This window comes from Microvirga guangxiensis, from assembly GCF_900102135.1.
Lineage (GTDB): Bacteria > Pseudomonadota > Alphaproteobacteria > Rhizobiales > Beijerinckiaceae > Microvirga > Microvirga guangxiensis.
Genome location: NZ_FMVJ01000010.1, coordinates 52,312 through 74,819, shown reverse-complemented (window position 1 = coordinate 74,819; position 22,508 = coordinate 52,312). Strand labels below are relative to the sequence as shown.

The 22,508-nt window shown below is 59.2% G+C and carries 19 protein-coding genes and 3 pseudogenes; 4 read left to right on the top strand and 18 right to left on the bottom strand.

The annotated features are described in order from the left end of the window. Window positions 1–40: 40 nt before the first annotated feature. Window positions 41–856, bottom strand: a complete 816-nt coding sequence (locus BLP10_RS16755) for an aminotransferase class IV family protein (RefSeq protein WP_091137117.1) — start codon at window positions 854–856, stop codon at window positions 41–43. A gap of 143 nt (window positions 857–999) precedes the next feature. Between BLP10_RS16755 and gcvA the strand changes: the two genes are divergently transcribed. Next, a complete protein-coding gene (gene gcvA, locus BLP10_RS16750) occupies window positions 1,000–1,923 on the top strand; it encodes a transcriptional regulator GcvA (protein ID WP_091137115.1) in 924 nt (307 codons plus the stop codon). A 227-nt stretch (window positions 1,924–2,150) separates the two neighbouring features. Here gcvA and BLP10_RS16745 read toward each other — a convergent pair whose 3' ends face one another. The 3 genes from BLP10_RS16745 to BLP10_RS16735 form a co-directional block, all read right to left on the bottom strand. Then, window positions 2,151–2,639 carry a hypothetical protein gene (locus BLP10_RS16745; protein WP_091137112.1) on the bottom strand — a complete coding sequence of 163 codons (489 nt, stop codon included), beginning with the start codon at window positions 2,637–2,639 and terminating at the stop codon, window positions 2,151–2,153. A gap of 108 nt (window positions 2,640–2,747) precedes the next feature. Continuing rightward, window positions 2,748–2,960 (bottom strand): hypothetical protein, encoded by a 213-nt coding sequence (locus BLP10_RS16740; protein ID WP_091137110.1) that lies wholly within the window; start codon window positions 2,958–2,960, stop codon window positions 2,748–2,750. A gap of 385 nt (window positions 2,961–3,345) precedes the next feature. Further along, window positions 3,346–3,930 carry a TetR/AcrR family transcriptional regulator gene (locus BLP10_RS16735; RefSeq protein ID WP_091137279.1) on the bottom strand — a complete coding sequence of 195 codons (585 nt, stop codon included), beginning with the start codon at window positions 3,928–3,930 and terminating at the stop codon, window positions 3,346–3,348. Between the two features lie 69 nt (window positions 3,931–3,999). Between BLP10_RS16735 and BLP10_RS16730 the strand changes: the two genes are divergently transcribed. Further along, the gene (locus BLP10_RS16730) at window positions 4,000–4,431 is read left to right on the top strand and encodes a VOC family protein (RefSeq protein ID WP_091137108.1); all 432 of its coding nucleotides are present in this window, start codon (window positions 4,000–4,002) and stop codon (window positions 4,429–4,431) included. Window positions 4,432–4,706: 275 nt separating this feature from the next. Here the strand turns inward: BLP10_RS16730 and BLP10_RS16725 are convergent, their stop codons facing one another. The 10 genes and pseudogenes from BLP10_RS16725 to BLP10_RS16680 form a co-directional block, all read right to left on the bottom strand. Beyond that, the gene (locus BLP10_RS16725; RefSeq protein ID WP_091137105.1) at window positions 4,707–5,267 is read right to left on the bottom strand and encodes a GNAT family N-acetyltransferase; all 561 of its coding nucleotides are present in this window, start codon (window positions 5,265–5,267) and stop codon (window positions 4,707–4,709) included. 171 nt (window positions 5,268–5,438) lie between these two features. After that, window positions 5,439–6,137 (bottom strand): IS6 family transposase, encoded by a 699-nt coding sequence (locus BLP10_RS16720; RefSeq protein WP_091137103.1) that lies wholly within the window; start codon window positions 6,135–6,137, stop codon window positions 5,439–5,441. Window positions 6,138–6,398: 261 nt separating this feature from the next. Next, window positions 6,399–7,088 (bottom strand): annotated as a pseudogene (locus tag BLP10_RS16715) (IS6 family transposase). A 125-nt stretch (window positions 7,089–7,213) separates the two neighbouring features. After that, entirely contained in the window at window positions 7,214–8,065 is an 852-nt protein-coding gene (locus tag BLP10_RS16710) for an inositol monophosphatase family protein (RefSeq protein ID WP_091137101.1), read from the bottom strand. A gap of 93 nt (window positions 8,066–8,158) precedes the next feature. Continuing rightward, entirely contained in the window at window positions 8,159–8,989 is an 831-nt protein-coding gene (locus BLP10_RS16705) for an inositol monophosphatase family protein (RefSeq protein ID WP_091137098.1), read from the bottom strand. Window positions 8,990–9,004: 15 nt separating this feature from the next. Next, complete coding sequence (locus BLP10_RS16700) at window positions 9,005–9,628, bottom strand: protein-tyrosine phosphatase family protein (protein WP_091137095.1); 624 nt, start codon at window positions 9,626–9,628, stop codon at window positions 9,005–9,007. 105 nt (window positions 9,629–9,733) lie between these two features. After that, on the bottom strand, window positions 9,734–10,861 hold the full coding sequence (locus BLP10_RS16695; protein ID WP_091137093.1) for an ABC transporter ATP-binding protein: 1,128 nt from the start codon (window positions 10,859–10,861) through the stop codon (window positions 9,734–9,736). A 35-nt stretch (window positions 10,862–10,896) separates the two neighbouring features. Next, on the bottom strand, window positions 10,897–12,135 hold the full coding sequence (locus tag BLP10_RS16690; RefSeq protein WP_091137090.1) for an ABC transporter substrate-binding protein: 1,239 nt from the start codon (window positions 12,133–12,135) through the stop codon (window positions 10,897–10,899). Window positions 12,136–12,187: 52 nt separating this feature from the next. Further along, window positions 12,188–14,023: an ABC transporter permease gene (locus BLP10_RS16685; protein WP_091137087.1), complete on the bottom strand. Its 1,836-nt coding sequence runs from the start codon at window positions 14,021–14,023 to the stop codon at window positions 12,188–12,190. A gap of 228 nt (window positions 14,024–14,251) precedes the next feature. Next, window positions 14,252–15,301 carry a LacI family DNA-binding transcriptional regulator gene (locus BLP10_RS16680; RefSeq protein ID WP_175493946.1) on the bottom strand — a complete coding sequence of 350 codons (1,050 nt, stop codon included), beginning with the start codon at window positions 15,299–15,301 and terminating at the stop codon, window positions 14,252–14,254. Between the two features lie 485 nt (window positions 15,302–15,786). Here BLP10_RS16680 and catB point away from each other — a divergent pair, with 485 nt between their 5' ends. Both catB and BLP10_RS16670 read left to right on the top strand, forming a co-directional pair. Then, window positions 15,787–16,425 (top strand): type B chloramphenicol O-acetyltransferase, encoded by a 639-nt coding sequence (gene catB / locus BLP10_RS16675; protein WP_091137082.1) that lies wholly within the window; start codon window positions 15,787–15,789, stop codon window positions 16,423–16,425. Window positions 16,426–16,552: 127 nt separating this feature from the next. Continuing rightward, window positions 16,553–17,230 (top strand): annotated as a pseudogene (locus BLP10_RS16670) (IS6 family transposase); the annotation flags it as partial. Window positions 17,231–17,451: 221 nt separating this feature from the next. Here the strand turns inward: BLP10_RS16670 and BLP10_RS16660 are convergent. The 4 genes and pseudogenes from BLP10_RS16660 to BLP10_RS16645 form a co-directional block, all read right to left on the bottom strand. After that, window positions 17,452–17,949 (bottom strand): nucleoside deaminase, encoded by a 498-nt coding sequence (locus tag BLP10_RS16660; protein ID WP_091137080.1) that lies wholly within the window; start codon window positions 17,947–17,949, stop codon window positions 17,452–17,454. A gap of 23 nt (window positions 17,950–17,972) precedes the next feature. Continuing rightward, window positions 17,973–18,608, bottom strand: coding sequence for an ankyrin repeat domain-containing protein (locus tag BLP10_RS16655; protein WP_244510618.1), 636 nt, complete (start codon window positions 18,606–18,608; stop codon window positions 17,973–17,975). Between the two features lie 766 nt (window positions 18,609–19,374). Further along, window positions 19,375–20,303 (bottom strand): annotated as a pseudogene (locus BLP10_RS16650) (integrase core domain-containing protein). A 303-nt stretch (window positions 20,304–20,606) separates the two neighbouring features. Continuing rightward, window positions 20,607–22,106: a diguanylate cyclase gene (locus BLP10_RS16645; RefSeq protein ID WP_175493945.1), complete on the bottom strand. Its 1,500-nt coding sequence runs from the start codon at window positions 22,104–22,106 to the stop codon at window positions 20,607–20,609. Between the last annotated feature and the right edge of the window lie 402 nt (window positions 22,107–22,508).

The window sequence follows — 22,508 nt, the reverse complement described above, 5'->3', positions numbered from 1 at the left end:
CCAGTGAAGCCAACGACCTTTCAGGGCCGGCTATTCGCAGCTAGGGCGAGACGAGCGGCTCGGCCTGATAGGCGCGGTGAAGCGCGTCCAGGAAGGACGGCGCCTCGGGCAAGGGCACCGTGCCGATCCGGTGGACCGGCACACCCGGTGTCCACGAGTTCATGACCACAGCGCCGGCCAAGGCCGGCAGGTCGTCGAGCGTGATCTCTTGGATGCGCTGGGGGACACCAATGCGATCCAGTTGCCGGCGAACGATACCCATAGTGGTGCCCAACAGCATTTCCGCCGCAGGCCACACCACGGCAGTGCCGTCCCAGAATGCCAGATTCCAGATCGACCCCTCGCTCAGCCGCCCTTGCCGGTCAACGAAGGCGGCATCATCGAAGCCTTGATCGACTGCCTGCCGGAGGAAATACGTCTTGGCCACCTCGCCGACGTGCTTCACGGCCGGGAGGACCCGCTCGTAGTTGACCAGTGCCAGTGCCAGCGGACCCTTCGGGCCCGACGCGGCCGGCCCAGTGCGGACCAACAATACGGGTTCGACGTCAGACCCGGCAACCGTGAACTCGCCGGCTGGGGAATACACCGTTGCTAACAGGGAAAGGTCGGGAGGACCGACCTCCAGCGCCGCCCGTAGGTAGAACTGAATCTGATCGTCGGGCAATGCTCGGCCGAACAATTCCACCGAGGCAACCCGAAGCCGTTCCAGATGGAGATCAAGGCCACGGATTCGGCCCTCCCGCACTTGGATGGCAGTGAAGTGAGCGTAGCCGGCAAAGGCGAGAGGTGCTAGGTCATCGGCGGTTGCCTCCTGACCATTACATTGAACGACGAAAGAGGCTGCACGAGAGGACATTCGCTCACTCCAGGATCGGTGTTGGGGCGGACCGGCGCTCGGTCCCCATACACATGGTTGTCGATGCCCGGACCATCTCCGATTGAACGAGTTTGGAAAAACGAATAGTTTTCGACGGTCCATCAAATGGGGTTTGAAGATCGATGAGCCGCATTCTGCCCGGGACACGAGCCCTCAGGACTTTTGAGGCTGCGGGGCGGCACCTGAACTTCACGCGTGCGGCCGCTGAGGTTGGGTTGACGCCGGCGGCGGTGAGCCATCAGATTAAGGAAATCGAGGACCAACTCGGCATCGTGTTGTTTATGCGCACAAGCCGTAACATCCGGCTCACACCGAGCGGCACCGTGTTGTTCGAGGCTGTCGCCGATGCCCTGGAAACGCTCCAACGCGGCGTCAGCCGCGCCAACAGAACGGCCCGGAACTCAGCGCATCTGCGCATCTCGACCAGTGCACGGTTTGCGACGAACTGGCTCCTGCCCAGACTCACGCGCTTCCGTGCCGAGAACCCGACCCTTGAAATGACATTCGACATTACCGACGAGATAAGGGACTTTGGTTTCGACGATGTCGATGTTGCTATCCGGTTTGGCACTGGGAATTATGACCAGGCGCGATCGGACCGTTTGTTCGACACGGTGATCGCTCCAGTCTGCAGCCCGAAGCTGATCGAAAGCGGTGCCAGACTGGAAGAACCGCGGGATCTGCTTCACCACACGCTCTTTCACGTAGACTGGAAGACCGACCGTATGGTCTGGCCCAACTGGAGCATGTGGATGGCTGCGGCCGGCGTCAACGACTTCGACGATGGTAAGTGCGTTGGCTTCCCCGATTCGAGCCATGTCGTTCAAGCGGTCATCGAAGGTGGCGGAGTCGGTCTGGCTGACTTGGACATGATCGCGAATGATCTTACCGATGGACGGCTGGTGAGGGTGTTCGACATTGGCGTCAGCGTGGCTCCGGAGTACGCCTATCATCTGGTTTACCCGGAGAGCAATAGTGAGGACCCGCGTGTCCTCGCTTTTCGGAAATGGATACTGAGCGAGACGGGTTACCGGTCCGATCAATGATTCGATCTTCCACCAAGGGCCGTTACCGGAAAACGCCTTTATGCTTGCACCTTACTAAAGCGCTCTTAATTTGAGCTCGCATCATTGTGGGTGGGCTGTGCGTTGGTAAGGACATAGCCCGGGAGGCGAGCGATGCCCCATCTCTATTCTGCTGAATATGCGAGAGTGTGTTCTGATCACTTGAGAGCGCGCCGAGCCCTAGGTCGGTGATGGTACCTTCACCTCACTCACATTCTTGAGGAGTCCAGCGTCTTCCAAGGGACGAAGGAGACGTATGCGAGTCTGATGAAAAGCACGGTCAGTGTCTTTTGCACCGCAATGGACATCGCCTCCGGCTCTCTCGTTCGTGCATCGTATGTCATGGCGCAGGCCTGTCCTGTGTGGTCTGACTGCGTATTGCTCCACATCAGCTCAATGGCAATGTGCCCCGGCGTATGTGTCACTACGTACCCACCGATCTTGTGAGAGGGCGGGACGTTGAGCGTGACCTTCTTCTCGTAGGGCTCTCCTTGTAGGTTGACGTCACCGACGCTGGCAGCGTGCGCTCTGAAACTCGATCCACGGCTCTTAAAGGCTCCGATGTACGACAAGCGACGGTGGCGCGTGATTGGAACTAGCTCAATCAGACGGCGTGCCTTTTCTCGGGAGAAGGTCTGGCCATCGGCCACGAGGCAATCAATGATCGCGTGTGCTTCGAGACGCGTGGAGGCATCCATGGTTTGATCCTCTGTGGGCTGTGATCCTGCTTTGAGCGATACCTCGCCCTCTGTAGCGCTTCTCTTGCCCGTAATTCTTCTTCGAGACCGTGTTGACAGAGGTGCCGATCAGTCTTCTTCCCCCAGCACTCGCTCCAGAACCGCGTCGAGCGGCTCCGGTACACGGACGATTTGGGAGCCGAGCTTCACAAATGTTTCGTTCTGAAGCAGATCCGTGCCGGATAGCGCATTGATATGGCCAACTCTGACGAGATGGCGGCGGCCCTCCTCATCATTGAGCCGCACGAGCGGTTCCGACCAGGCCCCAGAACGTCTCCGCATACGTGCTCCCCTCATCTTCCCCCTCAGCGGAACAAAAAGTGAACACAGAACAGTTAAGTCTGTCAATGCCGCAGTAGAGTCACAGCCGAAGTGGTGAAGTCGAAGATCGGCTTCGGAGGAGGAGAGCAAACTGGACCTGTGGGAGCAGGAATAATGAGCTCGGGCGGAAACCGGTTCGATCCACGGGAGACCATCTCGTGCAGCAAAGCCTCGTGCAGCAAAGCGTTTATCTGCTGGATGCAATTTTCTTTGAGCCACGGATCCAAAAACGGATTCACACGCTGGGGATTGATCCAGTTCCTTCTTTTGGAAAGAGGGTATCGCTGGGCGCGGAAAACCGGATCCTCCCTTTCATATGCGGCGCTCTATAGTTTCGTGACTGGGCTCATCCGGAGGCCGTGACCCTCTCCACAAGGCGGATCATAGCGGTCTCGAAGGCGACAGGATCGGCTCCCTCCGCAATGGCGAGCGCCGCGCGGTCGAAGGCTGCCGACAGCAGAGCGGTCATGGCTGCGATCGGGAACGGGTCCCGCAACGATCCCGCGACCGCTTCCAAACCCTCGCGCAGAGTGCGGGCCGGATGCGCTTCGTCGATGGCTGCGGCCTGCCTCGGGCCAAGCACGGCCGGGCCCTCAATGAGGAGTAGGCGAGTGCGGCCGGGAACGGACATAGCGTTAAGGTAGGCCAGGCTCCCGTGGAGCAGTGCGTCCCGTGGGGGGAGGTCTGGAGATCCTGAGGCTTCGGTTTCGCCGGCAACCGCCTGCGCCTCCCGCTCCAGCACCGCGAGGAAGAGATCGCGCTTGTCGGTGAAGTGGTGGTAGAGCGCCCCACGCGTCACCCGGGCTGCCGCAACAATCTCAGGCGTAGATGTCTCCGCATAGCCTTTCTCTACAAAGAGAGCGCGGGCGGCTTGCAGGAGAGCCGTTCGCGTCGCCTCCGTACGTTCCAAATTGCTTCGCCTCTGTTGCATGCAAACAGCCTGTATGTTAATCGTCAAAAACATACAGATTGTATGTCATAATGTGAAGGTTGAACAGAGATGAAGATCACGAGCTACTATCCAGTGGTCATGACCCGCGATGTCGCCGGGACGACCGCCTTCTACGAGCGGCATTTCGGCTTCCGGCCGCTGTTTACAAGCGAATGGTACGTGCACCTGCAGTCCGTTCACGAGGAGAGAGTCAATCTCGCCATCCTCGACAGTGTGCATGATTCGATCCCGGCCGAGGCCCGCAGGCCCACCTCCGGAATGATCCTCAACTTCGAGGTCGAGGACCCGGATTCCCTTTACGCTGAAGCCCAGGCGGCCGGGCTGCCGATCCTGATCCCTCTGCGGGACGAGCCTTTCGGGCAACGACACTTCATCACAAAGGACCCGAACGGCGTGCTGATCGACATCATCAAGCCGATCCCGCCAGCGCCCGAGTTCGCGGCGCAATATGAGGCGAGCGCCCTGCCGCAGACCTCCTGACGCATTGTGCGGACCCAGAGGGCCGCGCCAGCGTCCCGAAGGGTCACGCAGGTGACAAGTCGACCCGGTTTTCCGCGTTCAAACATGCGCTCATCTTAGAGGGAGCATCGTATCGATGCGGCATTCGATAGGAAACGCCACCAGATTTCCGTGACCTGATCCGGAAACGTCCGCAGCCAATTATGTAATATGAACCAGCATACAGTGCGTCATGATTTTTGCGGAAGTGAACTGCTGCAGTTGTCTTCATGACAGGATGCCGTGGTACGAGGCTTTCATGGGACTGGCGATGAGGATTGCCGCGCGAACGGCAGGTACCAGAACAAGGCAACCTCTCGGGTGCCGGGACGCATTGCCTGATACAGATAGCGGTCATAGCCGCCGAGCACGAACCCATACCGCCCGTAGAAGCGGCAAGCGGCAACATTGTTAGATTGAGTTTCAAGGCGGATGCCTGCCATGGCAGCTTCTCGCGCCCATTGGACAGCTATATCCATCAAGCGGCGAGCAATGCCCATCCCGCGATAGGAGACATCCACTGCGAAGTCCTCAATGATCGCATAGTTATTCCAGCCCTGAGACAGGGCAATATAGCCAATCGAGCTTCCGTTCACCTGCGCCACGAAAAGCCCTCTGTTGGGATCTTCAATGTAGCCGGCCAATTCTTTTGTGCTGAAGTCGTAAGTCTTACGGTATGGCGGGGCGACCGGGATGGTCTGCCCGCCCTCGAATGGCTCGGAACGCTCGACCGTGACCTCGAAGGAGAAGTCGCATTTGGCGAGGTCGGGAAGGCAAGCGGTGTCTCCGGGACGAACGATGGCCTCATAAGCGTGCATCGACGAGTGCATCCGATTTAGTACAGTGGCGGGCGACTTGTACGATGGAAGCGACCGTCACGCGAATCTTGGGCCTCCAGAGGATTCTCAATTCCGTGCGCAGGGTTCGGAAAGGGGATCCGTCGCAAATTTTGCTGAGTGCCAAGATATTGGCCGGACTGGATACAACGCTCAGGCGACCAGGATCTCAAACTGCTCCGCGAGCGAGGGGTGCAGATTGCGGGCATATTTCGCCTGCCGTTTACGCATCATGTGGATCATTTCGATGCCTCCCAGGATCGCACGCGCGCTGTCAATGGTCTGAAACCCAAGCATCGGCCGCACTCGTTTCTTAATGGCCCGATGATCCTGCTCGATCCGATTGTTCAGGTAGGCGCTTTGGCGGATACGAATGGGCTTCAGATCACGCCGCCTTCTGTCTTGGAGCCGGTCTGTTGTATCGCATGACAGGATAGCCTCTCGATTAGTCTGGCTTCCGTCGATGACGATCCTCTCTGGCCGTCCGTGCCGCTTGAGCGCGTTGCTCAGGAACCGCTTGGCGGCTGTCAGATTGCGCTTTTCACTGAACCAGAATTCGACCGTGTCACCATTGCTGTCGATAGCTCGATAGAGATACATCCACCGCCCACGCACTTTGATATACGTTTCATCGACATGCCACTTACGGCTGACGGGTCGCTTGTGTCGATTGAATCGCTCGAGAAGCTCGGGTGAGTAATGGACCACCCAGCGGCCGACCGTAGCGTGGTCCACCACGATACCCCGCTCGGCCATCATCTCTTCTAAATTCCGGAGGCTGAGATTGTAGGCGAGATACCAGCGGACACACAGCAGAATTACCGACCGATCAAAATGCCTGCCCTTAAACACTGCTGCCTCCGCTACTGTGACCGCAGCCTCAGTAGTTGAAACTCTGAAACGAAAAGTTTGCGACGGATCCGTTCCCGATGCTTCCAATCGCCCGCGTTCCTCCTTTCCATGAAGATTGGCGCTTGACCTTGCCGTCGTGGGGAGGTGCAAATTTCCCCCACTTGCGTTGAAACGGAGATTTGAACATGTGCGGGTGCAATACCCATCGGCACAGTTGCAGTAACTTGAAAACGGCATCACTGGCCCAATTTAAGGGGCCGCTCAGCCAGCAATACCGAGGAGCTGATTGGTCAGACGGATATCGCCTGTTGCTTGACGCTCTCGCTGGATGCGGCGGATCATGCGCATAATCTCAAAGCCCTTCAGGGTCGCGGCAGCGGGTTTCATCGTCTGGAAGCCATGCGTCGGCCGGATCACGCGCTTGAGCGCAACATGATCCGCGTCAGTGATGTCATTGAGGTATTTCGATGTCCGATGCTTCACGTGATGCCCCAAGTGACCTTCGTTCTGCGGGCGCAGGATTGCCTTGGGATACGATGCCAGCTTATCCGCCGTGATAGATGATGGCGGATAACCGCTCATCGCGTTTATGGCTTTACGCAGGAAGCGATGAGAAGCATTGGAATTTTGGCGATCGGACAGCACGAAGCTGATCAACCGGGCGTGTTTATCAACCGCTCGAAACAAGTACTTCCACGTGCCTCCTACGCGGACGTAGGTCTCGTCCACCCTCCAGGAGCCTGAACGGTGTCCCTGGTAGGGTCGCACTCGCTTCTCCATCTCTGGGGCATAGCGTTGAACTCAACGGAAGATCGTGGATGGATCAACGGCGACACCGCTCTCAGACATCATTTCGGCCAGGTCGCGATAGCTGATCCCATACTTGCAGTACCAGCGCACGCACAGCAGGATGATCTCAACCGGGAAGCGACGGCGCTTGAACAGAGACACGGGAGCGGATCCTTGATGAACCGCTCCTCGCTAAACGGCCGAGGTTAATGCAACGGTGCCCGAGAATTGTTACTGAGAGCTGCATGCAGGTCTATAGATTATGCGGCTTAGTTGGATAACCTATCTTAGGATTGCGTGTTTCGAAGCCCCGAAGAGTCTCTGAAGAGGCGCTCATAAATCATCCGCCAGCCTTCCTCGTCGGGGGCACAAATGATGCCCCCGTCGTGGAGAGCCGGGCGATAGGGCGATCCGTCAAACCGTGCGGAGTAGCCGCCTGCTTCCCGGTGGAGTAGCCAGCCTGCCGCATGGTCCCAAGGCATCAGCTTCGCGTGGACGAGGAAATGGCAATGCCCCGCAGCTGCCAGTCGGTACTCGTGGGCCGCGCAGCGGTAACATGCGACGGCCCCGAAGCCCGTTAGATTCGTCGCCACGGTCGACCGTATGGGCTCCGGCATATGATGCCAGGACGCACATCCTGACATGTCACGGAGTGGAACCGGATGCGCGACACGAAGGTCAACGTTGCTGCTGGACCGCTGAATCCATGCTCCCTCCCCGCGAACGGCGATCGCGGTATCGTCCCCGATCGGGTCGTGGATCCAACCGGCAATGATCTCTCCTCGCATGACGGCCGCCACCATCACCCCGAATAGCGGGAGACCCGAAGCGAAATTCTTGGTGCCGTCCACCGGATCGATCAGAAAGGCAAGGTCCGCGTCCGCCAGCTTGTTCAGCAGCGACGGATCACGCTCCGTGGCCTCTTCCCCAATGATGACGGCGTACGGAAACATTCGCCGCAGTCCAGCGGCGATCACCCGCTCGGCTGCCTCATCGGCATCCGTCACGAGATCCATAGGTGATGACTTCTGCCGAACTTCGTGGGTCGAGAGGTTCCGAAAGCGGGGCATTATCTCGAATCGCGCTGCTTCGCGGAGAAGCTGATTCACAGCTTCGGCATCATCGGTCGAGAACAGCATACAGAACCACTTTCAAAGATTCCGGGTAGCGCAACTTCTCCTTGCCACAACAAGGTGCAGCGCCCCCATTTCAGGATAGGACACTGGTGAGCCTCAGGCTATTTCCATCGCGCGGACGAGAGGACTCATTAGACCCGTAGTGCAGCCGAGCACTATGTTGCCGTTCCGCAATCCCGATTTGGCGAGGAAATCATTGACCCAGCCTCCCGCCTCCTCGATCAGCAGCATCCCGGCGAGGGCATCCCATGAGTTCATGTGCAACTCGCAATAACCGTCAATCCGGCCGGCCGCAACATAGGCTAGCGCCAGTGCGCCTGATCCTCCGCGACGGACCCCTGCTCCATCCGCCAGGATGCGGCCGACAAGATCAACGTATTGGCTAAGCGGGAGCCGGGTCGACCAGCCGGCTTCGATGGTGGCGGACTGCATGTCACCCAGTCCGCTGACCTGAATCGGCTCACCGTTCAGGGTCGCACCTCTGCCGCGCTCCGCTGCGAACAGTTCATCGTGCATCGGGTCATAAATGATCCCGATTTGGGTCTGCCCGTCACGAACATAGGCGATGGAGATGCAGAATTGCGAGATCCCGCGCACGAAGTTCGCAGTTCCGTCAATCGGATCCACCACCCAGACATTGTTGTCGAACGATCCCCCACCCTCTTCACCGAAAAAGGAATCCTCCGGGAAGCTCTCCAGCAACCGTCCACGCACTAGACCCTCCACCTCGGCGTCTACGGCTGAAAGATAGTCCTGGTGTCCTTTGAGGTTGATGCCGGCTGTGCCAGGCCGTCCGTTGAACCGGCGTCGGGCCAGGGCTCCAGCCTCGCGAGCAACTGCGCATGCTACGGACAGGCGGAGGTTGGATTTATCTGCTGCGGACAAAGAGGGAGGAACCGTGGTTCTGGCTGTGTTCGGGAGAGGCATGAAAGTTTGTCCTGCTTACTGGCTGGAGGAAACGGGCTGTGGCGCCGGATGCTTCTCATGCTCGATACGCCGGATCCACTCAGCTGCATGACGAGCGGCCTTGATCAGCATCGGCTTCGGTGTCTCCATCCATTCGTCCGGGTGAAGCTCACGCGTGACGCGCAGATGATCGATCGCCGATTCGAGGGTGGGGAAACGGTCGGGTATCTGGATGTGGATATACAAAGCCGCGAGGATCACGGATCGGCTACGCCCTCCGCGGCAGTGCAGCAGGACATTACCGCGGCGGCGATGCGGATAGGTGTAACGGTCGGGCAGCTGCTGGTGCAGGGCTCCGTCGAGCAGATAATAGCCGGCGAGCAGCATTGTGTCCGGATTGCCCGCGTCGTCGATGAGACCCAGCTTGTAGTTCCGAACAGGTCCGTGCGGCGACGCGACGTCGGAGGCTCCGATGCCCGCCGTGTAGTCGATATCGAGGTTGACGGCGCAGTTCACCACGATGGCGATGTCGCTGCTTTCAAGCAGGGCTCTGTCCGACGCCGCATTGGCATCGCCGACGAACAGCTTCACCCCGAACGGTGGAAGATCCTCAACGATGAGGCTCATAGGGGGGCGTGGGAAGTTGAATGGTGTCGCCATCGTTAGTCAGATCCTGCTTTCATGTGCATGCTATTGCGACCCGCCTGTTGGTGAACCGCAGCATTCTTCTTGTGCTTCCAACCGAGCTTCCGTTGGAGGTGGCTCTCATGCCGCCTGGGACGCTCCGACGACTGACTGCTTTAATGGGATACGGTTCCCGCTGCCCTTATCGAAGAAGGTGAGCTGGTCAGCGGGGAACTCGATCCAGATGTTGTTCCGCGGCAGAGAGGTCTCGAAACGTGGGATGAGCGCCGTGACTCGATGCCCTTTGACCGTCAGCGAGATGATCGTCTGTGATCCGGTGGGCTGGACGATGTCGACCTCAGCCTGAAGGCTGAACGGACCCTGCCGCTCGACGATTGCGATATTCTCCGGCCTGATCGCGAATGTCACCGGGCCGTTTGCGCCTTGCAGGCTTGTCGGAAGCGGAATGGCGGCATCCTCGAAACGCACGATCCGCTCGCCCTCAACAGTCTCCAGCATTCCGTCAAGGAGATTGATCCTGGGATCGCCAATGAACTCGGCGACGAAGAGGTTGGCAGGGTCGTGATAGATCTCGTAGGGCGAGCCCTGTTGCTGAATGACGCCGTCCCTCATCACCACGATGACATCGGACATAGTCAACGCCTCGACCTGATCGTGCGTGACGTATACGGTGGTCGCCTGCAACTCTCGATGCAGACGCTTGAGCTCGGTGCGCATCTCCGTCCGGAGCTTCGCGTCGAGGTTCGACAACGGCTCGTCCATCAACAGGATCGAGTTGCGGGCCGCGATCAGGCGGGCCACGGCCACCCGCTGCTGCTGGCCTCCCGACAGCTCGGACGGATAACGGTCCGCCAGCCCGGTCAGCTGGACCTTTGCGAGCGCCTCGGCAAGTCGTTCCTTGATCACATGCGCCGGTTGTTTCGCCTCCGAGAGCGCCAGTGTGATGTTCCGGTCGACCTTCATGTTCGGCCACAGGGCGTAGCTCTGGAAGATGAAGCCAAGGCCACGGCGCTCGGGCGGGACGAAGACGCCGTTCCGGCTGGAGTAGACCGTCTTGCCGCCGAGCACGACCTCGCCGGTTGTCGCCTGCTCGAGGCCAGCGATGACGCGCAAGGTCGTGGTCTTGCCGCAGCCCGACGGCCCGAGCAAGGTCACGAAGCTGCCTTTCGGGATGTCGAGGTCGAGGCTCGGAAGAGCCAGATGGCTTCCGTACGACTTGGTGATGTTTCTGAGGGTGATTTCAGACATGGGCACTCTCTCGTGCGGAAGCCATTCAGGTTAGGTTATCGGCTCGTCTCGGCCATCCAGAAGTCGCTGATCTTCGCGATATTGTCCTTCACGAATTCAGGCGACGCCGTGAGCTTGCGGGCCTTGGGCCACATCTCGCTGTGGGGCGGCGGCGGAACGTCCGTGCGCGGCGAGAAGGTGCCGACCTGATAGAAGGCGGCCATGCCCTGCAGGAGCTCCAGCGATTTCCCGGACCTGAACGGAGGCTTGAGCTCCGAATTGGCATTGAGCTCCTTGCTGCCCATCAGGAACGCCACGAAGAGCTTCGCGGCATTCGGATGCGGCGCCTGTCCGGCGACCGCGACATAGGTGGGATACGAGTACAGCGCCGCGGGCTTCAGATCGTAGGGAATCGCGTTTGCGTAATTGTCGGTCTGGTTCTTGGTCAGATAGTGGATGACCGAGAACGCCATCGGGGGCTTTGCTTGCCCGCGAAGACCGACCGCCGTCGCGATCTTCGAACTGTTATCGGAGATGACGATGTCGTTGCCGATCAGCCGGTGCAGAAACTCGTAGCCCGCGTTTTCGACGCCAGGCGAGAGTTCGAGCTTCTTGCCGTAATGCTCCTCATAAGCCTTCTGCATCTCATCGGAATGCTCGACGATGGCGGCAAGCGTCATCAGCGTGGTGAGTGAACCGGCCGGCGACTTCATCGAGAAGCGGCCCTTCCATTGCGGCTCCGTGAGCTCCCAGATGGTCTTGATCGGCGGCTGCGGGTAGGTCTCCGAGTTATAGAAGATGCCGTAGGCTTCGATCACATGCGTCAGCAGCGGCTCGCGGTGTTCGGCGGGGATCCTGTCGGTCAGATAGGAGGGCACGTAGTTGACGATGCGGTGGTTCGGCAGGAGATCGAATACCATCTGCTCGGTGCCGCCCGAGTAGACCACGTCGGCTGCATAGACGCCGGCCTGGTGCTCGCGCACCACCTTCTCAATGGTCTTTTCAGAGCCAAGATCATAGGCCTTTACTTTGATTTCGGGATAGAGCTTCGCGAAATCCTCAGCTACCTTCAGCATCGTGCCAGTGGAGGAGTAGACGACGACTTCGCCCTCCTTCTTTGCGTTAGTGATGACCTCGTCCCAGTTCTCGTTTTTCTGGTAGGGGCCGAGCTGGCTCTTCTGCAGCCATGCATCCCACTTGGGATCAGCCTGCTGCGCCAGGGCCGGCGTCGTCAGGGCAAAGGTCAGGGCTCCGGCCGCAAGCCAGGTTTTGGCGTTTCTGAATGTCGGTGTCATGATGGGCTTCCTCCTTCGTTTCTCTTCGTGTCGAGCGGTCCGGACGAAGCGGTCAGGCTGCTCCAATCCTCGCTTTTGTCGACAAGGCACGGACGACCAGGTTGACCGTAATCACGATGGCGACGAGCAGCACGGTGGCGACGCCGACGAGTTGAGGCATGTCCTGGTTCTGGTAGTTATAGATGACACCGGCGAGCACGTTGGTGGACGGCGTGACTAGCAGGATGATCAGCGACAGCTCGCGCATGATGCTGATGAAGCTAAGCAGCATGCCGGAGAGAAGCCCCCCAGCAGCAATTGGTACGATGATCCGCACCATTCGGCGGAACCAGCCGATGCCCTGGACGCGGGCCGCCTCCTCCAGCGACTTGTCAATCTGCAGGAGCGCCGCAATCCCGGTGCGCGACGTGAAGGGCAGCGTCTTAACCGAGCAAATCAGGACCAGCAGCGCGAAGGTGCCGTACAGTGCCGGGACCGGTCCGAACGGGCGGGCGAACATGCCGATATAGATCGCGCCGAAGGCCAGGGCCGGGAAGATGTACGGCAGGAAGGCCACCAGTTCTAGGGTGCGCGAGGTGAGAGAGCCGCGAGTCCTGACGACCACATAGCCGATGAGGAATCCGAAGATGCCAGTCATCATGGCGGTGAGGAATGCCAGTTTGAGGCTGTTCCAGGTGGCGTCGATGATGTTACCATTGTCTATCAGGGCAGACTGCAGCTGGTCGACGCCCTCACCTCCCCCGCCGATCCAATAGTGCAGGGTCAGGTTGCTGAGGCTGTAATTGCCCGCTGTCTTGATCAGCGATTGCAGGACCAAGAGCACAAGTGGAAATGCGACCGCTGCTATCATAAGCAGAATGACAAGAATGAAGAGCGGCCAACGCCAGCGTCCGAGGTCGATTTCCTTGTTGCGGAAGCCTTTGCCAGAGAGGGTTACGAAGCTCTTGCGGACGCCGATAAGACGTTGGTTGATGAAGATGAACAGGCAGGCGAGAACCACGAGCACCAGTGCGAGCAGGAAGCCATCGCCTGCATTGCGCGTCCCCATAGCCGCGTAAATCTGTGTTGGCAGCACGAAATAGCGGACCGGCATGCCGAGCACGGCAGGCGTGCCAAACGATCCGACCACCCGAATGAAGGTCATCACCACTGCGGAGCCAATGGCTGGGAGCAGCAGCGGCGCGGTGATCCACAGGAACTGCTTCAGACGTGAGAGACCCGCCATCGCTCCTGCTTCCTCCATTTGGCTGTCGACGCTCGTGATTGAGCTCGACACAGAGAGATAGGAGTAAACATAGTAATGCAGTGACAGACAGATGATGATTGGGATAGGGCCGTAGGCGATCCAGTCCGGCGGCTGCACGCCGAAGAAGTAAGCGAAAGCGCCCGACGCTCCGCCAATGCGGTCGTTCTTGAAGAACGTGATCCAGGCCAGCGCCATCACCCACGACGGGAGCATGTAGGGGATCATTACCAGCGTATGGAGAAAACTCCGGAACGGAATGTTCGTGCGCACGATCAGCCAAGCGAGACCCGCGCCGAAGGCAAGACAGATTGCGGTGGCGGCAAATGCTGTGACCAGCGAATTGAAGAAGGGTTTGTAGAACAACGCCCAGGAAAGGCGGCCGGCGAACACGCGCTCGTAGTGGAAGAGCGTGAACTCTCCTGGCTGAGCCTTGGGCAGATAAGCGCGATCATAGGGCTGTACGGTGAGAGTTTCCCGGACCAACTCGAACAACGGCACGAGAACCAGCGCTCCCAGCACTAGAGCAAGCACAATACCAAGGAGGCGTTCTGGCTGGGTGAAGAAATGCCGTAGGCGTCCCAGGATGGCGCGTGTGGAAGGTATGTTCGATGGTGTTTGTGCTGGTGCCGCCGAACCTGTCATTCCCTCGTGTCCTTCCCAAAGCCTGAGACGGCTCGATAACGTTTCCCGTAGGCGGCTGATTATTCGGTGCTCTCATCCGGTATGCTTGGAGGGCAGTCAGCTCGCGCTATTCAGCCATCCCTGTTGCGAAGAATGGTCCGCTTGAGGGTTGAGGATGAATAACGATGAAGTTTGCACACGTGTGCAAGGGTTGCAAGAGGTATTCTTGGAAAGAAAGTCGCTAATCGATCAGGCGGTGGGGCGAACGGTCGCTCGTTCGACAAGCTCGACTGGGAGGACCTCATGGACAAGGTCCATGTCCTTCCCATGCATCTCCCGCTCAATGGCCGTCAGCACGGCTTCGGTGAGATCGCTCATCGATTGCCTGACAGTGGTCAGGTGATAAGGAACCCATGCGGATTGCGGGATATCGTCAAAGCCGATGACGGAGAGGTCATCAGGAACACGCCGACCCATCCTGCGGGCACCATCGAGAAACCCAAGGGCCAGTAGGTCAGTGACGCAGAATACGCCATCAAGATCATGGGAGGCGAGCAGTCCTTCAGCTGCCTCTATGCCAGTCTCGTAGGTTGTCTCGCCCGAAGCCCAGACGACGGGTTCGATCCCGGCCTCTTCAATGCATTCCGCAAAGGCGACCCGTCGACGAAGCTGGGTTGGCGTACGGGCTCCGCTGCCAACCACGCCGATACGTCGACACCCGGCCTGAAGCAGCCGACCGGCTGCAAGGCGGGCGCCACCAAGATCGTCGCTGATGATTGTGTCCGTTTCAGCATCATCAGCCTGCCGGTTGACCAGGATCACCCGAACACCGTTAGCCACACAATCGTCGATGATGGATGAGGGGGGCGAGCCGGACATCACGACGATAGCCCGCACGCGGAACTCCAGGATGAGTTCGATCAGCGGTGTGATCCCCTGTTCCGCCTCGGCGGCGTTCAGGAGCAGGCACTGCATGCCGCGCCTGAGAAGCGCACGGCTCAACTCGTCGAGCTGGCGGGCCATGAAGGGCAAGGACAGGTTCGCGCCGACGACGCCGACGAGGTTGGACTGATCACTAATCAGGCTTCGGGCGAGGCGGTTGACCCTGTATCCTAAGGTTTTGGCAGCTTCCTGGACCCGAAGCCTCACATCTGCAGAGACACTGGCTCCCGGCGTGAACGTGCGCGACACGGCCGAGCGGGAGACACCTGCAAGCCGAGCCACGTCTTCTGCTGTTACAAAGTTGCGAATCCCGCGGTCGCGTTTCAGATTATCTTCATGATCTGAAGACGCCTCCATTGGGACTTGCTCCGCTTTAATCGTAGTTCTGTGTAAATTCTATGAGCTGATACGGAAAAGCGGATCGCCCGCTAGCCGGACGTAGAGAATCTATGCACACGTGTTCGGATAGGCAAGCATCTGGCATTAACATCCCAAGTCGACAGGAGGTCAGAGTTTGTTCCGGGCCGATGCTGTTCTCTAATGGGTCAAGGGGCAGCTTTCCAATTCTGAGCGGTTGCGCGCTCTCAAATGGGCATCGTCATGACTGGATGGCGCACGTCTAATTGGAAACTCTGCTCTTTGGATTCCAACAATTGTCTAGGCGCCAATGATGCGGCATATTCCCGAAATGGCAAAAGCCTTGAGTATCACCTGCCTCGTGCGTCCGCATACCTGATGCGAGAGGCTTGGATGCGAGCATCTCAATACCCTCTCAGGCATCCGCTCGCGTTCTTGCTAGCAGGCAGTCGCCGCCCATGCGGCGCACATGCAATGGTCTCTCTATGACGAACTTCTTCGAAAGCCCATTCAAGGGCATCACGCTCGACCAACAGGTCACGAACCCGAACATCATCGTCGGTCGCTACAGTTACTACTCAGGCTATTATCATGGTCACAACTTTGACGATTGTGCTCGCTTTCTTTCCTCAGGCGAAGGTGTCGATAAACTCGTCATCGGCAGCTTCTGCTCCATTGGGTCGGGAGCCGCGTTCATAATGGCAGGCAACCAAGGCCATCGAACCGATTGGATTAGCACTTTTCCATTCTTCTGGATGCCGGAAGTCCCAGCCTTCGCAGGAGCGAAAAATGGATTTCAAGCCACAGGCGACACGGTGATCGGCAACGACGTCTGGATTGGGTCCGAGGCGATCATCATGCCAAGCGTGACGGTTGGGGACGGTGCAGTGATCGGCACCCGTGCTCTGGTGGCGCGAGATGTGGAACCTTATGCCATCGTTGGGGGCAATCCGGCCAAGCCGATCCGACGTCGCTTTGACGAGTCTCTCATCACCAAATTGCTCGAGATGAAGTGGTGGAACTGGACCGACGAGCAGTTGCACGGAGCGATGCACCTCCTAACCGATGGCGATGTGGAAGTTCTCCACCACCACTGGCAGAATGTCATCATGTCTAAGAAATAGCGGCAGTGTCGGCCTCTGCGTGTTCAACGATTCGAGTCGACGCCATCCTGTATTGGGGACGGTACTGTCGCAAACCCATTAGTAACTCAGTTTGGCCTATGCCTCCGGCAGGCTTCGGAGGTGAAAGATGTTCAAAGTCCGTCATTTCGATCGATCCGTGATCCTGCTGTGCTTGCGGTGGTATCTCACCTATAGCCTCAGTTTACGTAACCTCGAGGAGATGATGGCCGAGCGCAGGATCTCGGTTGATCATGCGACCATTCACAGGGATCGTGCGCTAGTCGCCTGAACTGCTTGAGTAGTTCGATCGGCGTAAGAGAGCGGTCACCGAGAGGTGGCACGTCGACGAGACCTATCTCAAGGTCCGCGGACGGTGGATGTATTTGTACCGCGCTATCGGCAGCAACGGCGACACGGTTGAATTCTGGTTCAACGACCGGCGCAATCTGGCAGCGGCCAAACGGTTCCTGCGCGAGGCGCTCACGCGTCATGGCCGACCCGAGCGGATTGTGATCGACGGCAGTCAGACCAACAGAGAGGCGATCTTGTTGAGTGATGCAGAGATCCGGTTACAGGATCGATCAAGACGCCGTCTCAAGCCAATCAAAATCCGGCAAATCGCCTACCTCAATAACCGTATCGAGCAGGATCATCGTGCAATCAAGCGGTGGCTCCATCTGATGATGAGTTTCAAATTCATGAATAGCGCTCGCGGTGTGCTGGGCGGCATCGAGATGGTGCAAATGACGAGAAAGGGGCGAAATACGCCTGTAGTCAGCAGCTGTCGCTCGCGGGGCAGTTCGAGCGACAGCTGCATAAGCGGCGACGGAATATACCGGGGTCTTTCAGTTCGCTGTCAGAGATTGCGACAGAGGCCGCCGAGTCGGTGTGGTGGCGCTGCCACCGCCGGATCATCGCCGATTACCTGCTCGCCTCCGGCCGTGCGGTGTTCCACATCCTGGGACCTGGCAACATCGGGCCGGCGTCGATGACATCCGCAGCCCGTTCGACCGCTGATGGGATTGTCTACGCGGACCTGCCGGAATCGGACCCGTCGGGCGGGACCGAGGTGGCGTCGCGCCACATCTCGTAGATATCCCCCTCCTCAAGGCGGACGGGCACATGGGCGATTTTGAGCGACTGCTCCGCCAGCGGCTTTGCCAGTTCCGCATAAATGGCCGCCGTCGACAGGCCGTACGGCTCGCCGTCATCATTGGAGTAGGCGTAGTTCACTTCGCGAATGCCCGTGAGATGCATGGCCGACAGGCACATTGGACAGGGATGACCGCTCGCGTAGACCACACAGCCATCGAGGCGCGGGCTGCCGAGCGCCCGGCTCGCCGCGCGGATCGCCTGGAGTTCGGCATGAGTGGTCGGGTCTTGCGTGGTGTGGATCTCATTGACACCCGTGGCAATGACGGCGCCGTCCTTGACGAGGACCGCACCGAAGGGGCGGCCGCCCTTGCGCACGTTCTCGCGCGCCAGATCAATGGCTTCACAGAGGAAGCGCTCGGCTGGGGACATGTCGTTTCTCCTCGTCTCTCAGTTCAGCGTGCGCCAGCCGCGGTCAGGAGTTGTTCGATCTCATGGTAGCCACGCCGGCGCGCATGCTGCAGGGGTGTGACTCCGTCGCGGTCGGCAAGGTCGGCGCTCGCTCCTGCATCGAGCAGCAGCCGTACAATTTCCACATGTCTGCGCCCACCATCCCCGAGAATGATGGCCTCGAGCAATGCGGTCCAGCCCAGCTTGTTCACGTGATCGACATCCACGCCAGCAGCGATCAGGGTGCGCACCGTCTCCACGTGCCCGCGCTCGGCGGCGGGAATGAGCGCCGTGCCGCCATAGCGGTTCGTGCTCTTGAGATCGGCGCCATGAGCCAGCGTCAGGTTGAGGATTTCGAGATAGCCCCTTGCACCGGCGAGCAGGTAGGGGCTGTCGTTGATCTCGTCCTTCGCATTCACATCGGCGCCCGCCTCGATCAGGGCTTTCGCCGCGGCAACGTGATTGCTCTGGACAGCTGCCATGAGGGCCGTTCGCTGTCGGCTGTCACGCGCGTCGATGCTCGCCCCTTTCCCCAGGGCGCGCCTGACGCCGTCGGGATCTCCCTGCTCTGCGGCGGCGATGAGTTGGCGGTCGAGGGGCGAAGGGGTTCCACTCGAACCAAACCCCGAAAACGTGCTCATCAGCAAGGCTCCCAACACCATCACAGGCAACAGCGATCTCATCATCGTGCCATCCACAATACCATCCCGCTCCCGGTCCAGATATATTGGCCGGTCATGCTTGTTAGGAAGAGCATGCACGGTGCAGAGGCGACTGATCTCAGACGCCACTTGCCACCTCGTCCACACCAGACAACTCGTCTAAAAGCGGCCGCCGTCTGCTCTCCATCTGCCGTGCGGGAACGGAATCGAGGACTTGTCGTTCTGTGCAGGTGGGCAATCTAACGAAATGACTAGGCTCGTGAAATAACTTTGCCTTCGGGCTCATTCTGTCTGTCCGAAAGAACGCCAGTCGCCCTGGAACCCGACCCGCTCTGCGCCGGATCCTCGGAATTATCAATACCCCCAAGATATTATCAGAGCCCTTGCCCATGCAATTGGGCACGTGCCAGCGATCATGTTGCCCCATCCTACCTAATGTCTCGGCGCGTTGCAGGCTTGGCGTTCCTAAAAAAGAGTCTTCATGAACGTGCCGTCTGATCTCCCGCCGATCACGCTTGCGATCAACGACTAAAACCACCTGCTGTTCGCTGCGATGCCCCGGTGCTGACTGCACTGGCCGGAGCCGAACTTCCTGCTCAAGGAACTGCGTCGGGCCTAGCTGTGCCGCTCGGCAGGGCTACGCAAGGATGCCGTGTCAACAAACTGCCGCGTGATCTACCGGATCAATGACGAGCCCAACCGCCGCGCGCCTACTCGACCATCCCAAGGACCTGATCTGGCCAAGCTAGATTTTCAGTCTCGGAACTTGATCGACTGGATCAAGTTTGAAACGTTTGGGCTCCTTGAGCCAGGTTTTGTAGATGAACTCGTAGGGGGATGAGGCCTTTCAGGGTCTTGAGCCTTCGGGCGAAGTTGTAGGCGCTCACAAAGTCAGTCAGATGCTGCCGGAGTTGGTCATGGCTGTCGTAGTAGTAGCGCTTGACCGTCGCATCCTTGAGGGTGCGGTTCATCCGCTCCACCTGACCATTGGTCCAGGGATGCCTCGGCTTGGTCACGCGATGGTCCACATCGTTCTGGGCACAGGCATACTCCAAGGCATGAGCCCGGAAGAGCTCGCCGCGTTTCATCGCTTTCTGGATCAGCGGGACTGCTGATGCCGTGTTGCTGGGGGTGGTGAAGTGAATGCCATGGTCGGTCAGGACCGTGTGCACCTTGTACGGCACCGCCTTGATCAGCGCGCGCAGGAAGTCGCCGTCGATTCCGGTCGTCACCTTCTCGTGCAGCTCCACAAAGGCAAACTTGCTGGTGCGGTCAATCGCAACCAGCAGATAGAGCCTTCCCTCCTCAGTGCGCACTTCGGCAATGTCGATGTGGAAATAGCCGAGGGGATAGTTCTTGAACTTCTTCTTGGCCGGCTTGTCGCCGGTCACCTCGGGCAGGCGGCTGATGCCATGGCGCTGCAGACAGCGATGGAGCGATGAGCGCGTCAGGTGCGGGATCGTGGCTTGCAGAGCGTAGAGGCAGTCGTCCAGCGGCAGGAGAGTATGCCGGCGGAAGGCGATCTGCAGTGGTGTCCCGCTTCCTCCATTTGGTGACGGTCTTGGGGGTGATGCCATGGCGCTCGGCCAGGGCTCTCAGGCTCGCTTGACTATTGTGTCTTGCTCGACGGATTGCCTCTGTCGTTGTGGCGCTCCCATGGAGAACTTGGCCCATAGCGCGTCCCTCCATCCTGAGGATAATATCGCACCATCAAACCCTGGGATCAAACATCTAAAAGTCCGCCCTGTTTAAGATCAGTTGCGGACGCTCGGGCTACTTTTGGATCGCGCCTGAATCGGCAGCTGCCAGTGCGAGTGACGAGCTGCTAGCCTTGTAGGCTGATGCCCTGAATGCTCATTGGTACACCGCCATGTGAGCGTGAATGGCGCAGCGATCACGCACATCGAAAAAACGAGCCTCAACGACCCAACAGGCTCAGTTGTCGAAGCAAGCCGTCGGCGTTCCCGACCAGGGGCCTTACGGTTTGACGAGCGCCATCCGTGCGGGCGCCGCCTCGACCCGATTCCGTCCCTCCTGCTTGGCCTTGTAGAGAGCTGCATCCGCCATCGTTAAGAGATCCGCAGGACTAGCCGAGGTCTGCGGGATCGAGGCCACACCAAGGGACGCGCTCACCACGACTCCCTCGACCGGCGAGACATCCGCGATGCGTTTACGGATTTCCTCCGCCTTTGTGCGCGCGGCGACAAGATCGCTGTCCGGCAACAGGACGATCAACTCCTCGCCGCCGTAGCGGCATGCAATATCGCTCTTGCGCAGCGCGGACACAATGGCAGCGGCGACATCACGCAACACGGCATCGCCAACGGCATGACCGTGCTGATCATTCAACTTCTTAAAATGGTCGAGGTCGATCATGATCGCCGACATCGGCGCGTTCCGCCTCTCGGCCTGGAGCGCGAAGCTCTCGAGCACCTCCTCCATGAAGCGGCGGTTGTAGAGCCCGGTAAGAGGATCGCGCAGGGCTTGGTTGCGGAGACGCTCCCGCAGCGCAATGCTCGACAAAGCCAACGACATGCTGTCCGCCAGGGCGATCGCCAGCGGCTTGATGGTTTCCAAGCCTGCGCCGGTCGGGTCGTCGCTGAAGATCTGCAGGAGGCCATAAACCTCGCCGCGCGCCAGCATTGGGATTTCAAGTGCGCTCTGCCCCTCCAGTGAATGGCTGCAGCGCAGCGCCCCAAAGGTTCCACGATTGATGTGGGGCTTGCCCCGCTTGAGCGCCCAACACTGCGATGGCGGGATGACTTGAGGATGGGACGCATCAACCCCATCGCCATTCCACGCGGTGGAGAGGTCGAGCCGGTCACGCGAGTTGTTGAAGATGTAGAGTGCGCCGCCAAAACCGGACAGCAACCGTCCGGCAGTCGCCCGCAGCACCGCATTGGCGTCCTCGTACCCCATGGCACTCTGCAACATGTCGGCCATCGAGAGCAGATGTCCGATCTGATCCCGGTTCTGGACCGCTTCACCCATGGCAGTCGCCCGCGCTCGCGATTGGCTGACCAAACCGCGAAAGGCCAGGAACAACGCCGTCAGGATCGCAACTCCACTGATGCTCTGAAGCGCCAGAAGAAGCCTCTGTAGCGCAGCGACATTGTCCTCGGCCCGGGTGGCCTCGCCTGCCTTGGCCGCCAGGAACTGGCCCAGGATCTGGCGCAGCGTGTCCATAGTTGCTTTGGTACTGTCCAGGTAGGCGAACTGCTCGGCGCCAGTGGTGCTTCCGGGTTGCGCCGCACTGGTCATCTTGGAAAGCTCGGACCGGAGATGGGCGATGAGAGAAGACACGGTCTGGGTGCCAAGGGCACTGCCGGACAGCTCGGCCACGAACCGGTCGAGCTTTCCCAACGTCGCCCGGTTGTCATCGAGAGCTTGCGAGCCAACGCTATAGGGCTGGAGATAATCGGGCCGCGAGGACAGGGCATAGCCTCGTGCACTACTCTCGATGTCGAGCAGGGCCAACTGGACGATTCGGACGTCACGGCTCTCCGTCCGGAGAGCCAAAAGGTCTTGCTGAGCCCGATATGTGTAGACGAATGCGCCAAGAGTGGCGCTGACCGTGAGAACAACGACGCAGGCCACGAGCAGTGACAGAGTCATGGCTGCGGGGACGCGTTCACTCTCTGGCAGGCCAACGCTTCGCAAGAGCGCAGTCCTTATGCCGGTGCCGAGGAATTTCGGTCGCTTGCGTATCATTGATCAGGGTATCCAAGAAAAAACGGCTTAGTCAGCAAGCTTAGCAGTTTCTGAGACGAGCGAAGGCCTGTGACCGGTTTACATGTATGGGCCAGATTAATCCGTAACGCTTACACCAACCCCGTCAAAAATGGAAACTTAGTTTCGCCACGATCGGCCCGCGTGAGA

Excerpts from the sequence above, each read along its gene's own strand:
- BLP10_RS16710 (WP_091137101.1), bottom strand. The coding sequence starts at position 8,065 with ATGCTGTTCTCGACCGATGATGCCGAAGCTGTGAATCAGCTTCTCCGC.
- BLP10_RS16690 (WP_091137090.1), bottom strand. The coding sequence starts at position 12,135 with ATGACACCGACATTCAGAAACGCCAAAACCTGGCTTGCGGCCGGAGCC.
- catB (WP_091137082.1), top strand. The coding sequence starts at position 15,787 with ATGACGAACTTCTTCGAAAGCCCATTCAAGGGCATCACGCTCGACCAA.
- BLP10_RS16725 (WP_091137105.1), bottom strand. The coding sequence starts at position 5,267 with ATGCACGCTTATGAGGCCATCGTTCGTCCCGGAGACACCGCTTGCCTT.
- BLP10_RS16700 (WP_091137095.1), bottom strand. The coding sequence starts at position 9,628 with ATGGCGACACCATTCAACTTCCCACGCCCCCCTATGAGCCTCATCGTT.
- BLP10_RS16685 (WP_091137087.1), bottom strand. The coding sequence starts at position 14,023 with ATGACAGGTTCGGCGGCACCAGCACAAACACCATCGAACATACCTTCC.
- BLP10_RS16680 (WP_175493946.1), bottom strand. The coding sequence starts at position 15,301 with ATGGAGGCGTCTTCAGATCATGAAGATAATCTGAAACGCGACCGCGGG.
- BLP10_RS16745 (WP_091137112.1), bottom strand. The coding sequence starts at position 2,639 with ATGGATGCCTCCACGCGTCTCGAAGCACACGCGATCATTGATTGCCTC.
- BLP10_RS16740 (WP_091137110.1), bottom strand. The coding sequence starts at position 2,960 with ATGCGGAGACGTTCTGGGGCCTGGTCGGAACCGCTCGTGCGGCTCAAT.
- gcvA (WP_091137115.1), top strand. The coding sequence starts at position 1,000 with ATGAGCCGCATTCTGCCCGGGACACGAGCCCTCAGGACTTTTGAGGCT.
- BLP10_RS16655 (WP_244510618.1), bottom strand. The coding sequence starts at position 18,608 with ATGAGCACGTTTTCGGGGTTTGGTTCGAGTGGAACCCCTTCGCCCCTC.
- BLP10_RS16695 (WP_091137093.1), bottom strand. The coding sequence starts at position 10,861 with ATGTCTGAAATCACCCTCAGAAACATCACCAAGTCGTACGGAAGCCAT.
- BLP10_RS16755 (WP_091137117.1), bottom strand. The coding sequence starts at position 856 with ATGTCCTCTCGTGCAGCCTCTTTCGTCGTTCAATGTAATGGTCAGGAG.
- BLP10_RS16660 (WP_091137080.1), bottom strand. The coding sequence starts at position 17,949 with ATGTCCCCAGCCGAGCGCTTCCTCTGTGAAGCCATTGATCTGGCGCGC.
- BLP10_RS16735 (WP_091137279.1), bottom strand. The coding sequence starts at position 3,930 with ATGCAACAGAGGCGAAGCAATTTGGAACGTACGGAGGCGACGCGAACG.
- BLP10_RS16730 (WP_091137108.1), top strand. The coding sequence starts at position 4,000 with ATGAAGATCACGAGCTACTATCCAGTGGTCATGACCCGCGATGTCGCC.
- BLP10_RS16705 (WP_091137098.1), bottom strand. The coding sequence starts at position 8,989 with ATGCCTCTCCCGAACACAGCCAGAACCACGGTTCCTCCCTCTTTGTCC.